General features: G+C 75.0%; 11 protein-coding genes. 5 read left to right on the forward strand and 6 right to left on the reverse strand.

The annotated features are described in order from the left end of the window. Window positions 1-4: 4 nt before the first annotated feature. The 3 genes from ACJ6WD_RS18245 to ACJ6WD_RS18255 all read left to right on the forward strand — a co-directional run bounded on the left by ACJ6WD_RS18245 (window position 5) and on the right by ACJ6WD_RS18255 (window position 2,205). Complete coding sequence (locus ACJ6WD_RS18245) at window positions 5-886, forward strand: glycerophosphodiester phosphodiesterase family protein (protein ID WP_233658202.1); 882 nt, start codon at window positions 5-7, stop codon at window positions 884-886. Between the two features lie 89 nt (window positions 887-975). Beyond that, on the forward strand, window positions 976-1,575 hold the full coding sequence (locus ACJ6WD_RS18250; protein WP_407616180.1) for a methylated-DNA--[protein]-cysteine S-methyltransferase: 600 nt from the start codon (window positions 976-978) through the stop codon (window positions 1,573-1,575). 87 nt (window positions 1,576-1,662) lie between these two features. Continuing rightward, on the forward strand, window positions 1,663-2,205 hold the full coding sequence (locus ACJ6WD_RS18255) for a DUF1697 domain-containing protein (protein WP_407616181.1): 543 nt from the start codon (window positions 1,663-1,665) through the stop codon (window positions 2,203-2,205). Window positions 2,206-2,259: 54 nt separating this feature from the next. Here ACJ6WD_RS18255 and ACJ6WD_RS18260 read toward each other — a convergent pair whose 3' ends face one another. The 5 genes from ACJ6WD_RS18260 to ACJ6WD_RS18280 form a co-directional block, all read right to left on the reverse strand. Then, window positions 2,260-2,721 (reverse strand): type II toxin-antitoxin system PemK/MazF family toxin, encoded by a 462-nt coding sequence (locus ACJ6WD_RS18260; protein WP_233658199.1) that lies wholly within the window; start codon window positions 2,719-2,721, stop codon window positions 2,260-2,262. Window positions 2,722-2,999: 278 nt separating this feature from the next. Beyond that, window positions 3,000-3,641, reverse strand: a complete 642-nt coding sequence (locus tag ACJ6WD_RS18265) for a uridine kinase (protein ID WP_233658198.1) — start codon at window positions 3,639-3,641, stop codon at window positions 3,000-3,002. A gap of 41 nt (window positions 3,642-3,682) precedes the next feature. Further along, window positions 3,683-4,132 (reverse strand): hypothetical protein, encoded by a 450-nt coding sequence (locus tag ACJ6WD_RS18270; RefSeq protein WP_407616182.1) that lies wholly within the window; start codon window positions 4,130-4,132, stop codon window positions 3,683-3,685. A 106-nt stretch (window positions 4,133-4,238) separates the two neighbouring features. Beyond that, window positions 4,239-5,120, reverse strand: a complete 882-nt coding sequence (locus ACJ6WD_RS18275; protein WP_407616183.1) for an IclR family transcriptional regulator C-terminal domain-containing protein — start codon at window positions 5,118-5,120, stop codon at window positions 4,239-4,241. A gap of 87 nt (window positions 5,121-5,207) precedes the next feature. Beyond that, a complete protein-coding gene (locus tag ACJ6WD_RS18280) occupies window positions 5,208-6,149 on the reverse strand; it encodes a zinc-binding dehydrogenase (protein WP_233658195.1) in 942 nt (313 codons plus the stop codon). Window positions 6,150-6,872: 723 nt separating this feature from the next. Here ACJ6WD_RS18280 and ACJ6WD_RS18285 point away from each other — a divergent pair. Continuing rightward, window positions 6,873-8,489, forward strand: coding sequence for an FAD-dependent monooxygenase (locus tag ACJ6WD_RS18285; RefSeq protein WP_233658194.1), 1,617 nt, complete (start codon window positions 6,873-6,875; stop codon window positions 8,487-8,489). 317 nt (window positions 8,490-8,806) lie between these two features. Further along, the gene (locus ACJ6WD_RS18290; protein WP_407616184.1) at window positions 8,807-10,732 is read left to right on the forward strand and encodes a CDP-glycerol glycerophosphotransferase family protein; all 1,926 of its coding nucleotides are present in this window, start codon (window positions 8,807-8,809) and stop codon (window positions 10,730-10,732) included. 65 nt (window positions 10,733-10,797) lie between these two features. Here the strand turns inward: ACJ6WD_RS18290 and ACJ6WD_RS18295 are convergent, their stop codons facing one another. Beyond that, window positions 10,798-13,005, reverse strand: coding sequence for an NB-ARC domain-containing protein (locus ACJ6WD_RS18295; RefSeq protein WP_407616185.1), 2,208 nt, complete (start codon window positions 13,003-13,005; stop codon window positions 10,798-10,800). Window positions 13,006-13,095: the final 90 nt, after the last annotated feature.

A 13,095-nucleotide genomic window follows, 5' to 3' on the forward strand; every position in this document is an offset into this window, starting at 1 on the left:
CCGTATGCGTATTCGCCCCGTCGCTGCCCTCGCCGGTGCGCTCATGGGTCTGTCCGCGCTCGCCCTCCCCGCCGGCGGCGCCCAGGCCGCCGCCCACGGGCGTCCCCCCGTGGTGGTCGGCCACCGCGGCGCCGCGGCGTACGCGCCCGAGAACACGCTCGCGTCCGTCGATGCGGCGCACCGGCTCGGCATCACCTGGGTGGAGAACGACGTCCAGCGCACCAAGGACGGCGAGCTGGTCGTCCTGCACGACACCTCGTTGGCCCGGACGACCAACGTCAAGAAGGTCTTCCCGGAGCGCTCGCCGTGGAACGTCGGCGACTTCACGCTCCGGGAGATCGAGAAGCTGGACGCCGGCAGCTGGTACGACGCGAAGTTCAAGGGCGAGCGGGTACCGACCCTTGAGGACTACCTCGACGAGGTCGAGCACAACGGCCAGCGGCTGCTGATGGAGCTGAAGAACCCCGAGCTCTACCCGGGGATCGAGCGGCAGGCCCTCCGGGAGCTGCACCACGACGGCTGGCTGAACGGTGCGCACGTCAAGAGCCGGCTGATCGTCCAGAGCTTCAACGCCGACGCGATCAAGAAGGTCCACCGCCTGGAACCGGCGATCAAGACGGGCTTCCTCGGGAACCCCTCGGTCACCGACCTGCCCAAGTACGCCGCCTACTGCGACCAGATCAACCCGCCCCACACGGCCGTCACCCGTGCGTACGTGGACGCCGTGCACGCGCTGCGCGGCCCGCACCACCGGCGGCTGGAGCTCTACACCTGGACCGTCGACGACGCCAAGGCCGCGGTCGGCTCCGCCGACCTGGGCGTCGACGGCGTCATCAGCAACAAGCCGGACGTGGTGCGCGAGGCCCTGGCCGCCGGGGGCCACTGACCGTCGGGCGCGGCGGGGAGCGGGGCCGTCGGGGGCCGCCCGGTCCGCTCCCCGCCGCGTTGTCGGTGGCCGGACCTACCCTTGGACACGTGACGAACCGAGAGCACGGCCCAGGACCCGCCCCGGCGCCGGACGCCGCCCCGGAGACGGGCCGTCCGCCCCGCCGCGACTGGGCCTGGACGCGCGTCGGGGCCCCGATCGGCCCGCTGCTGCTCGCCGCGACCCGCGAGGGCCTGGTCCAGGTCGTCTTCCACGCCGAGGAGCGGGTGACCCGACGGGCGCTGACCCGGCTGGAGGGCACCTTCGGCGGGCCGCCGCTGCCGGAGCTGCCGCACCTGGCGACGGCCGCCGACGAGCTCGACCGCTACTTCTCCGGTGAGCTGCACGCCTTCACGGTCCCGCTGGACTGGTCGCTGTCCGGCGGCTTCAACGCCCGGGTGCTGCACGTCCTGGCCGACGGCGTGCCGTACGGCAGCGTGGTGGGCTATCAGGACCTCGCGGACCGCGTCGGGGAGCCGGGGGCTGCCCGGGCGGTGGGCGCCGCCATGGGCTCCAATCCGCTCCCGGTGGTCGTGCCCTGCCACCGGGTGGTGGCCAGCGACGGCGGGATCGGCGGTTTCGGCGGCGGCCTGGAGGCCAAGCGGCTGCTGCTGGCCCTGGAGGGCGTGCTCCCCGCTCCCCTGTTCTGAGCCCCGTCGGGCCGCGGCCCGGCCGCCTCCCCGTTCGCTCGCCCCTCGTGCCCGCCGCCGGCCGGCACCGTCCTCGAAGGATCGCGCATGCCCCGCCAGATCGCTCTGCTCCGCGGCATCAACGTCGGAGGCCACAACGCCTTCCCCAAGGCCCGTCAGCTGGAGCTGGCCCGCTCTCTGGGGTTCGAGGAGGTCTCCGTCCTGCTGCAGACGGGCAACCTCGTCTTCGCCGACCCGGGGACGGCGCCGGCGGAGACCGCCCGGCGGATCGAGGAGCGGATCGCGGCCGAGCTGGGCCTGTCGGTGCCGGTGGTCGTGCGGACGAGGGACGAGTGGGCCGCCACCATCGCCGGGAACCCGTTCCCGCTCGCCGTTCCGGAGCCCAAGACCCTGCACGTGACGTTCCTGTCGCAGGTGCCGACCGACACGGCCCGGTTGGACGCGCTCGACCAGGACGCGTACGCACCGGACCGGTTCCGGCTGATGGGCCGCGACCTGTACCTGTGGTGTCCGCAGGGCATCGGGCGCTCCAAGCTGGCCGAGGCGGTCGGCCGGGCCCGGCTCGGGGTGACGGCCACCGCGCGCAACTGGAACACCGTCACCAAGCTGCTGGCGCTGGCCGACGCCTGATCCGCCGCCTGCTGCGCCCGGGGCCGGCTCCCGGCCCCGGGCGCGCGGTCGGCGTCACCGCCAGCCGTGGAGCTCCCGCAGCCGGTTGGCGACGAGGTTGAAGCGGCCCCGGTCGAGCGCGCACGCCTCGCGCCGCATCCCGTCGGCGTGGACCCGCAGCACCCGGTCCACGGCCACCCAGGAGTCCCGCCCGGCGCGGTCCCAGGGACCCGCGCCGATCGCCACCCAGTCCCGGTCCTCGCTGTGGCGCTTGCTCGACAGTTGCACGGCCAGCAGCGTCCCGGTCGTTTCCCGGGCCACGACCAGCACCGGCCGGTCCTTGCCGCGTCCGTCGTTCTCCTCGAACGGCACCCAGGTCCAGACGATCTCGCCGGGGTCGGGGTCGCCGTCCGGGTCGGGGGCGTAGGACATCGCCACGGCTCCGACGGCACGCGGCGGGACCTCCACGGTCGCGGTGGGTCCCTGGCTGCCGGGCAGGGGCGGTTGCGGTGCTGCTGCGTCGAACGAGGTCGTCATCCCCCGCACGCTACCGGCCGCGGTGAACGCGTCGTCGGGCGGCCCGCGTTCGGCCGTCGCCGGTCGATTGTCAGTGGCCGGCCGTACGGTTTTTCAGAGCGGGGCGGTCGCGGGGGCCGCCGGGGGGGATCGCCATGACCGAGAGCGCGACGCGCGGCACACCGGCCCAAGGAGGCCGTCAGGAGGGGGAGTTGCCGAGGGGGACGGGACGGGGCGCCGCGGGCGGGGCTGGCCCCGGCGGGCCCGTTCGCGGGGCGGGCGTCCGGTGGCCCGTCCGCTCAGTCCGTGGTGCCGGTCCAGGCCGGTCGGCGGGGATCGTCGGCCCGTACGACGACGTCCGCGGCCTCCTCGGGCCGGGTCTCGGCCTCGTAGCGGGCGAACGCCGGCAGCGTCCAGTGCTGGTCTCGCGGAGTGCGGCGGGCGAGCGCACCCGGCGACAGCTTCAGGTGCACCGCGAGGTCGAACGGGAACCACTGCCCGAGCAGCAGCGGACCGTGCAGCAACAGCACCCCGCCGGGCGGCAGTTCCACGTAGGCGCTGCGGGTCGCCCGGTCCGCCACCGGGTCCCAGAAGTCCGGGAGCACCCGCCCGGTGCCGCCCGGTTCCAGCGGCTGGAACACCTCGCGCCACAGGGCCCGCCGGTCGAACCACTCGTCGTGGTAGGCGTCCGGGTCCTCCCGGCCGTACTCCAGGCGCAGCGAGGCGGGCCGCAGAAAGCCGTGGGCGCCGACCTCGTGCACCGCCCGCCCCCGGAGCCGGAGCGCCTCGGCGAGCCGCCCGGCGAGGTCGCCGGGGGCGGCGGCGGGCGCCCCGTCGACCGCCACCCGCAGCCAGGGGCTCCCGTCGTGCGCCGTCAGCCCGTCGACGCGCCCGGCGAGCGCGTCGGTGAGCCGTTCCCAGGTGATCGCTTCGAGCCGCACCCGGCCATTCTGCCCCGCCGGCCGGTGCGCGGCGCCGGGGGTCAGCGGGGCTGCGGTCCGCCGGGCGGGATGCCGTGGATGCCGCCGGAGATCACGCCGGCCTGCACCACCACCCCGCTCGCACTGCCGCTGAGGGTGTTGTGGACGTCCCGCACGGTGGCCTGGGCCTGCTGCTGGGGCGCCACCTCGTCGAGCAGCCGGCGCAGTTCGGCCGCCGCGGCCGGATCCTCGGCCAGCACCCGCCGCAGCCGGGCCTTCCAGACCATGGCCATCCCCTCGGCCACGTCCTCGTCACCGTCCTGCTGCGCGGCGACGACGTCGGCGCGCGCCTGGTCCAGTTCGCGTTCGACCTCCGCCTCCTCCTCCGCGCCGCGGCGCCGGGCGAGCAGGGCCGCCATCCGCCGGCGGACCGCGGCCCAGCCGTCGGTCGCCATCTGCTGCACCAGCGTCGTCGCCCCGGACGCCGCGAGCGCCACCAGTTCCGCTTCCATCGGACCCCCTCGTCTGTCACGCGCGTCGTGTCGCGCCTGGTGCCACGGTAGAGAGGCGTGCCGCCTCGTGCACAGTCACGCGGCCCGGTGGTGCCGGGGTTCCGGGTCAGGCGTCCGTGCCCGGCCGGGCCGCCCCGTGACGGCTGAGGACGGCCGCCGCCTCCTTGGTGGCCTCGATGACGCCGTCGGGGGCGTGCGGCATCACGGTCTTCTGCTTGAGCAGCAGCACCGCGCCCATGATGGCCCCGTCCCACATGATCGGTGCGGCGCAGGAGTTCCAGCCGGCCATGCACTCCTCGTAGCCGAGCGCGTGGCCGAGGTCGCGGACCTCGGCGAGGGAGGCCAGCAGCGCGGCGTTGTCCCGGTAGACGCCGGGCCCGGCCTGGTCGGGGACCGGCTCGGCCAGCACGCGCTGCTGGAGGACCTCCGGGAGGTAGGCGAGGATGGTCCGCCCGGAGGCACCGGTGCGCAGGGAGCGGGTCACGGACAGCACGTCCCGTGGTGTCATGCCGAGTTCGGCCAGGTCGGAGTCGCCGACGGCCATGTCGACGCACTGCCGCTGCGCGCCGGAGAACGGCGCCACCATGTACAGGAACGCCAGCCCGTTCCCGGTCGCCTCGCGCAGATCGCGCAGGACCGTCTGCGCCCCGTCGAGGCGGTGGTCGAGCGCGGTGAAGGCGAGTTGGGCGGCCGAGGTCCGCAGCCGGTAGAGGCCGCGGTCCACCCGTTCGAAGATCCGTTGGTAGATGCCGGACTGCAGGATCCGGTAGACGACCGAGTCGTCCAGGCCGGTGAACTCCGCGATCTCACCGGGCCCGTGGGCGTGCCCGCCCAGCTCGGCGAAGGCCGTCTGGACGAGGAAGACCCGCTCGGCATGGCCGGATCCGGGCGTCCGGGAGCCGGCGGCGGCCGTGCTCCGGCGAACCTGGTCGGTGTGGTGCGCGGCCTCCGGAGCCGTGGACTGCGACGCTGCGGTGCGATGGCCCATCGTGTGCTCTCCTCCCTGGCGGTGCTCCGCGCCCGAAGGGGCACGGCGTGTGTGGTGCGGGGCGACCGGCCCCCGGCGCCTTCGGCGTCAGCGGGTGACGTCGAGGGCGAGCTTGCCGGTCGGGGTGCGGGCGGCGAGGTCGTGGTGCGCCTGCGCCGCCTCCCCGAGCGCGTAGGTGGCGCCGGTCAGCGTGGTCAGGGAGCCGTCGGCGACGGCGTCGAACAACGCCCGCATGGACGTCGGCAGGGCGGTGCGGTCCCCGTAGAGCTGGGGCAGCCAGAAACCCGAGACGGTGAGGGAGCGCTCCATGAGTTCGCGGGTGGGCACGTCCGCCAACTCGCCGCCGGCGAAGCCGTAGACGGCGAGTCGACCGCGCGGTGCGAGGGCCGCCAGGGTCCGGGCGAAGGTGGCGCCGCCGGTCATCTCCAGGGCGGTCTCGACGGGGCCGCCGGCGGCGTCCAGGATGCGCTCCGTGAGGTCCTCGGCGGTGGAGTCGACCACGGCGTGTGCGCCCAGTTCCAGGGCCAGTTGGCGCTTGGCCGCGGAGCCGGCGAGACCGATGACCTTGGCGCCGGCCCGGGCCGCGAGCTGGACGGCCAGTGTGCCGACGCCGCCCGCCGCGGCCGGGACGACGACGGTCTCGCCCTTGGTGAGGCGCAGTGCGGTGAACAGCAGGTGCCAGGCGCTGTTGCCCTGGAGGGCCAGCGCGACCGCCTGCCCGTCGCTGACGGCGTCGGGGACGTCCCAGGTGACGCGGCGGTGCAGCAGCGTCCGTTCGGCGTAGCCGCCACCGCGGGTGAGTCCGACGACCCGCCGGCCGTCGAGGGTGCCGACGACTTCGTTGCCGGGTATGTAGGGCAGGTCGACCGGGGCGAGGTAGGTGTCCCCGCGGACGTGCACGTCGGCGTAGTTGACGCCGGCCAGGGTCACCTCGACGAGTGCGTGCCCGGCGCGGGGCGTCGGCTCGGGCGCGTCCTCCAGTCGGAGCACGTCCGGGCCGCCGAATTCTCGCATGACGATCGCGCGCACGACTCTCCCTCGGGTTCTCCGGTGCGTTGCCCGCACAGGGTAGGCACGGCACCGACCGGCTCGCCGCCTCCCGATCATTTCGCGCCAACCCTCCGGACGCGCGAAGAGCAGCGCTCTCGCGCGCACCCTCGATTCTTGGGGGATTTCTCGCGACGCGAGAAAAGTTCGATGCCCTTTCTCCCCATTGGCACCATTTGGTGGTGGTCTACCGGGCAGTACGGGTCGGGTGGCTCCGACGCATCGCTCACTCTCCGTCGGCTACCGGAAGTGATCGACGCCGCCTACGATCCGGACGTGTGTCCGCCGTTGACCCAAGGCGACGGCCACGTCCTCAAGGGCAGCGCACAGCGCGCGAGGCAGCGGTGCCGGCCCGTCCCACCCGGGATTCCGGGCCGGGAGTGGCGGAGGACGGGGTCCGAACCGCGGTCGGGCGGGCACGGCCTGAGGGGGAATCATGATGGGGAAATCGGGGGGCGGCAGGCCGGCGTTCGCGCCGGCCTGCCGGGACCTACAACGCGCTCTGCCTCTTCCGCCGGCACCTCTGCGCATCCTGCGAACCGCGTCTGCTTCCCTGCCGTCGCTGACGGCGCGGGTCACCGCCGCCACCGACGCCGTCATCGCCGCCGCGCGCCGTCACTCCCGGCCCCACACCGCTCCGCCCTTTCTGGACGTGACCGGGCCCCGCCGGGGATCCGCGCGCCACCGCCGAGAAAGGGACCGCTCATGAACGCGTCGAGCAGAACGACCAGCGCCGGGCTCCAGTTCACGCACCCGTACCTCGCCGTGGTGCTCGGCGGCGGCTTCACGGGCATGCTCGCCGCCGCGGCGCTGTCCGCGTACGCCGACGTGATCGTCGTGGAGCGGGAGCGGCTGCCGCGGACCCCCGCGCTGCCCAGCGACCTTCCGCAGCCCCGGCACACCCACCTCCTGGCGGCGGACGGCGCCCGGGTCATCGAGGACCTACTGCCCGGCACCGTCGCACGCTGGCTGGCCGAGGGCGCCCACCGGCTCGTGGTGCCGTCGGAGAACGGTCCGCTGCGCCCCGGCCGTTCGGCCCGCACGCAGCACGTGTTCACCTGCTCCCGCGATCTGCTCGACCGGGTGGTCCGCGGCCAGGTACCGGCGCTCTCCGGGGTGTCGGTCCTCGACGGCACGGAGGCCGAACGGCTGACCGGCACCGCCGAGCACGTCACCGGGGTGTGGGTCAGGGGCACCACCAGCGGTGAGACGTACCGTCTGGACGCCGATCTCGTGGTGGACGCCACCGGCCGTTCCTCCACCACCCCGGACCGGCTGGCGGCGCTGGGGCTGCCCGCCGCGCCGGAGGACGTCCGGGACTCCGGGATCGTCTGCGCCACCCGCATCTTCCGCGCGCCGCCCGGGGCCCGGAACTGCCCGGTGATCACCGGGCGTTCGGACTGCCGTCCGGCCGCCGACGCCGCCGCGCACGGCACCCCGCTCCCGCCCGCCCGGACCGCGACGCTGGTCCCGATCGAGGGCGGGCGTTGGCTGGTCACGCTCACCGGTGGCGGCAGCGGCGCCGAACCGCCGTCCGAACGCGCCGACCGCTTCGTGCCGTTCGCGCACCGCATCCACCCGGTCATCGGGGACCTCATCGCCGAGGCCGAGCCGCTGAGCGAGGTGCGGCTGACCCGGGACACCTCCAGCCGCCGCCACCGCTACGAGCGGCTCCGCAGCTGGCCCACCGGGTTCCTGGCCCTCGGCGGCGCGGTGGCCTCGGTCAATCCGGACTTCGGCCAGGGGCTGTCCCTCGCCGCCCATGGTGCGGCCGAGCTCCGCGCCGCGCTGGGGCGGTACGGCCTGGACGAGCCCGCGCTGGCCCGCAGGGTGCAGCGCGCCGTCGGCGGTCTCGTGGACGGGCCGTGGGCACTGGCCGCCGGCGAGGAGCTTCCGCGCTCCCCGCGCCCGGGCGTCTCCCGGCCGTCGCTGGCCACCCGTTTCGTGCGCGGCGCGCTCGACGGAGTGCGCGACCCGGCCGTCGGCCTGCCTCCGGTCTGCCGCGCCTACGTGGACGTGGTCCGGCCGGCCGTCCCGGTGACCCGGCTGCCGCAGGCGTGGACCCAGCAACCGGCGTCCGCCGCGCCCTCGTCCGCGGTGCGCGCACCGGGCGCCGAAGCCGCGGACGCGCCGTCCGCGCTGCCGGCCCGGTACGCCCCTTCGGCCACCGCCGCACTCACCACGGCGCCGGTCCCGGCCGCACCGAGCGCACCCGGCCTGGAGCGGGCGCTCCGTCGGCTGCCGCGCTCGCTCGGTTTCGGTCCCGCGTCGTTGCGGTTGGGGCGGTTCAGCGCCGGCCGGCGAAAGCCCGGGGACGCCTGAGGCCCGGCCCTGGACCGGGCACGGCATCGCCGTGAAATACGGTGGCTGCCGGGCACAGGTCCGATCGCCGGTGGCAGACCGCCGGCGATGTCACCACCAGGGGGTTGCAAACAACGGTGAGGCGCGCTAACACCACCCTGACCGCGAACCGCGAACCGCGAACCGCGAACCGCGAACCGCGAACCGGGGAGGGGGACGGGGCGGGGGACGGGGCGGGGGCGGACGGCGTCGAGGGGTGTGCGCCCGCGGGTGCGGACGGCGCGCCCGCGGCTGCGGCGGACAGCACGCACGGGCTGCTTCCCCCGCTACGAGTGCCGTTGGGGACGGATCCCGAGCGGTGGCAGACGTTCCGCGGCGAACGGCTGGTGATCGCGGTCGCCCGCACCGTCACCTCGACCGTGCGGGTCCTCGACGTCCTGCGCCCCGTCCTGCGCGATGACCCGCGGGTCCACCTGGTCTTCGCCTTCGACCCCACCTCGGCGTTCAACGACGGCGTGCACGCCCTGCTCCGCTCGGTCGGCGCCCGGGTGCTGCCCTGGCACCAGTTCGCCCGGACCGACCCCGACCTGATCGTCACGGCGACCGAGAACGCCGACCTCACGGCCGCGCACCACACCTGTCCGGTGCTGGTCCTGCCGCACGGCGTCGGTTTCCACAAGGTCGTCCCGGACGCGCGCAGCGACCGCGACCGGCTGGCCGGCGTCGTCCCGGACGCGCTGCTGCGCAGCGGTCGCGCCCGGCTGGCGATCTCCCACCCCGACCAGGCGGCCCAACTCGCCGCCGCCCATCCCGCCACCGCCGGCCGCACCCTGCTCGTCGGCGACCCGTGCTACGACGCGCTCCTCGGCGGGCGGGCCCTGCGCGCGACGTACCGTGCGGCGCTCGGCATCGCCGACGGGCGCCGGCTGATCATGATCAGCTCGACCTGGCGCGACCGCTCGGTCCTGGGCCGGGATCCCGCTCTGCCGGCCCGCCTGCTCGCCGAACTCCCCCTGGACGACTACGCGGTCGCCCTGGTCACCCATCCCAACATCACCTCCGCGCACGGTGGTTACGCCCTCCGTTCGCACCTCGGCTCCGCGCACGACGCCGGACTGTTGACCATTCCGCCGACCGCCGGCTGGCAGGCCACGCTCCTCGCCGCCGACCTGCTGATCGGCGACCACGGATCGGTCACCTTCTACGGCGCGGCGCTCGGCACGCCCCTGCTGCTCGGGGCGTTCAGCGACGACGAGGCCGTCGCCGGCACCCCCATGGCGGAGCTGGGCCGGATCGCCCCGCGGCTGCAACGCGAAGCGCCGCTGCGGCCGCAGGTCGAGCGGGCACTGGGCCTGGGCCGGGGGCCCGCCGACGACACCCCGGAACGGCTGCGCAAGGTCGGGGAAAGCGCCTTCGCCACGCCCGGCCGCGCCCTGGCACGCCTGCGCACCGCCGTCTACGACCTCCTGCGCCTCCCGGAACCGGAGAACGGCGCGCCGCTCCCGCTCCACGCCCCGGAGCCGCCGGTCCCACAGGACGTCCCGGAAGCCACCACGGCCTGTTACGTCCACACCTCCCTCGCCGAGGATTCCCCGGGTTCCGCTGGGCGTTCGGGTTCGTCCACCGTTTCTTCCACCACCTCGGTTTCATGGGGTTCCTTGGGTTCAGCGGCTTCGCCGGGCGCTTCGGGCGCTTCGGGCCCTTCGGTTCCTTCGCCCGACGCGAGCTCTCCGGGGTGGCGCGGCTCCTGGGAGACGGAGGGTCCCCGGATAGCCGTGGAACGCACCCCGGCCGCCGTTGTCGCCTTCTCGCCCCCTCCCACCACCCCGTCCGCGGTCGACACCGGAACGCCCCTGGGCGACGCCCTCGACGGCCCGTTCCGCCATCTGTCCTGTGCCGATGACGAGGGGGACCGGCGGTGGCCGGAGAGCGCCTCCGTCCTCGTGCGCCGGACCACGGCCGACACCGCCGTGGCCGCCGACCGGTGGATCGACGACACCCTCGCCCGCTATCCCGGCTGCCTCCTCGCCGCGGCGACCGTCACCGGCCGCGGCTGCCGGGTCGGGCTGCGGGACGGCCGCACGATCGAGGTGTCGGCCACCGGAACGCAGCACGAGACCGCCGTCCTGGCGGCCGTCGTCTACGCCTGCGTACGCGCCCGCCGCCCGCTCTCGGGCTTCGCCACCCTCGCGTTGGGCGACCGCACCGAGGACGTGGAGCTCCGTCCCGCCCGTCGGGCGAGCCGACCGCGTCCGACGGGCTGACGGGCACGCACGTCCATGGGGTGTTGCACCTCATGGACAGCACGGGCCCAGGCACCCTGAACCGCCTACGGCTTCCCGGGGCCGTCACCGCCCGCGCTGTCAGGGCCCTCCGGGGCGCCGTTCGGGCCGTGCAGGCCGCCCTCCAGCCTGCGACGCAGGTGCACGGCGCGCGGGCCGCCGCCCGCTTCGTATATCTCCAGGGCCCGTGCCAGATGGCGCCGCCACTGCTCGTGGTCACCGCGCTCCTCGGCCAGCTCCGCCAACGTCTCGCAGATCTGCGCCTCGTAGTGGACGGCGCCGCGCTCGCGCAGCATGGTCGCGGATTCCTCCAGGGCCGCCACGGCCTCGGCATGGCGCCCGAGGCCCCGGAGGACGCCGCCGATGGCGGCCAGCGCGCGGGCCCCCATCCGCCGGTCGTCGATGGCCATGAACCCGTCGTAGGCGTCCTGCAGGGTGGCTCGGGCCTCCTCCACCCGGCCGACGGCCTGCTGGGCGCACCCCATGAAGTACCGGCCGATGGCGATACCGCGCTCGTCGCCCGCGGCGCGGTAGTAGACCATCGCCTCCTCGTAGGTCGTCACCGCACGGGCCGGGTCGCAGCGATCCCAGTAGCGGCCGTAGAACTCGCGGACGGAGGCGCGCAGCAGGGTGTGGCCGGACTCATCGGCGCGGGCGACGGCGGTCTCCAACTCGCGTCGGGCGCGGCGGAGTTCGTCGCGGTCCATCAGCGGGCGGGACAGCAGGGTGCGCAGCCGGGCCTCGGCGGCCTGGTTGCCGTCCTCGGCGGCGTGCCGGGCGCCCAGGTCCCCGCTCCTGACCCAGTCGTTGAGGTACCGGCGGTTGAGGAAGAGGGCGGTGAGCGCCTCGGCGAGCTCCCACACTCTGCGGTGCCAGCCGTGCTCGGCGGCGGTCTGTTGGGCGGACAGCAGCTCACCGCGCCAGGCGTCCAACCAATCGAGCGCCTCCTGCCGGTCGGCGAAGGCGGTGGCCTGGTCCGCCTCGCCCAACCGGTCGGTGTGGGACCCGATGCGCATCCGGCGGCCCATGACGGCGAGGTCCGCCTGGGCGGCACGGGTGAGCAGGTGGTCGACGATCCGGGCCACGACTGCCGTCCGCTCGGCCTCGTCGTCCTCGCGGACGGTCTGTTCACGGGCGTGCAGCCGCACCAGGTCGTGGAACTCGTAGCGCCCGTCGGCGGTCATCGCGATCAGGCTCGCGGTCTCCAGGACGTCGAGTTGCTCGGCCGCGTGGGCGGCGGTGGTCCCGGCTGCCGCGGCCGCCGAGGCGACGTCCCAGCGGCGACCGGGATGCAGGCCCAGCAGTCGGTAGAGCCGGGCGGCCGGCGCGGGCAGTCCCGCGTAGGCGACCCCGAAGACAGCGGACACCGTGCGCTCCCCTCCCCGGCGCAGGGCGTCCAGTCGGCGCCGGTCGTCGGCCAATTCATCGGCCAGCGCGGCGACCGTCAAACGCGGATGCATCACCAGACGTGCGGCGGCGACGTGCAGGGCCACCGGCAGTCCGCCGCAGCCTGCCACGATCCGCCCGGCCGCGTCCGCACCGCCCTCGTCGATCCGCGCCGGTCCGCACAATCGGCGCAGCAGTTGCAGCCCGTGCTCCGAGGACAGCGGCTCCAGCGGCATCAGACGGGCGCCGTCGTCGAGCAACTCCCCGAGCATCGCCTGGCTGGTCGCCAGGACGACGCTTCCGGGGGCACCCGGCAGCAGCGCGCGGACCTGTGCGGGCTCGGTCACGTCGTCGAGCACCATCAGCACCCGTTTGTCGGCCGTCAGGGTGCGCAGCAGGCCCGTCAACTCGCCCAGGGTGTCCGGCAGGTAGCGGTCCTCGACGCCGAGCGCCCGCAGGCAACGGCTCACCCCGGCCGACACGTCGCCGCCGGCCTGCGCCCGCAGTTCGGCGAAGTCGACGTAGAACTCGCCGCCGGGGAACCGGCCGCGCTCCTCCTGCGCCCATCGGCGGACGGTCGCGCTCTTGCCCACCCCCGGCAGTCCGCTGAGCACCGCGAGGCCGCCGCCGTCACCCATCCAGCCGTCGATCGCCGCCAGGACCGGCTCGCGGTCGACGAACTGCGGCGATCCGGGTGGCACTTGCCGTGGCACCGGCAGCTCCGGCCGCGCCGCCTCGACCCGTACGTCGCCCTGGATCACGCCGGCCTGGACCACCGTCCCGTGCACGGTCCCGCCGACGGCGTTCCGCACGCTCTCGACGCCCGCCTCCTCGTCGTCCCGCACGCCGACTCCCCCCTCGGTCACCATCCGTCGATCCGCTCCACGAAAAACGCTACTCGACGCCACTGACAACGCGGAGCGACGGTCGCCCTCCGCTCCGCCACCCGGTCATATCCG

The sequence above is a fragment of the Streptomyces sp. VTCC 41912 genome, from assembly GCF_045799175.1.
Lineage (GTDB): Bacteria > Actinomycetota > Actinomycetes > Streptomycetales > Streptomycetaceae > Streptomyces > Streptomyces albulus_C.

Coding starts and splice junctions, on each gene's coding strand:
- ACJ6WD_RS18245 (WP_233658202.1), top strand. CDS start 5: ATGCGTATTCGCCCCGTCGCTGCCCTCGCCGGTGCGCTCATGGGTCTG.
- ACJ6WD_RS18255 (WP_407616181.1), top strand. CDS start 1,663: ATGCCCCGCCAGATCGCTCTGCTCCGCGGCATCAACGTCGGAGGCCAC.
- ACJ6WD_RS18260 (WP_233658199.1), bottom strand. CDS start 2,721: ATGACGACCTCGTTCGACGCAGCAGCACCGCAACCGCCCCTGCCCGGC.
- ACJ6WD_RS18270 (WP_407616182.1), bottom strand. CDS start 4,132: ATGGAAGCGGAACTGGTGGCGCTCGCGGCGTCCGGGGCGACGACGCTG.
- ACJ6WD_RS18275 (WP_407616183.1), bottom strand. CDS start 5,120: ATGGGCCATCGCACCGCAGCGTCGCAGTCCACGGCTCCGGAGGCCGCG.
- ACJ6WD_RS18285 (WP_233658194.1), top strand. CDS start 6,873: ATGAACGCGTCGAGCAGAACGACCAGCGCCGGGCTCCAGTTCACGCAC.
- ACJ6WD_RS18295 (WP_407616185.1), bottom strand. CDS start 13,005: ATGGTGACCGAGGGGGGAGTCGGCGTGCGGGACGACGAGGAGGCGGGC.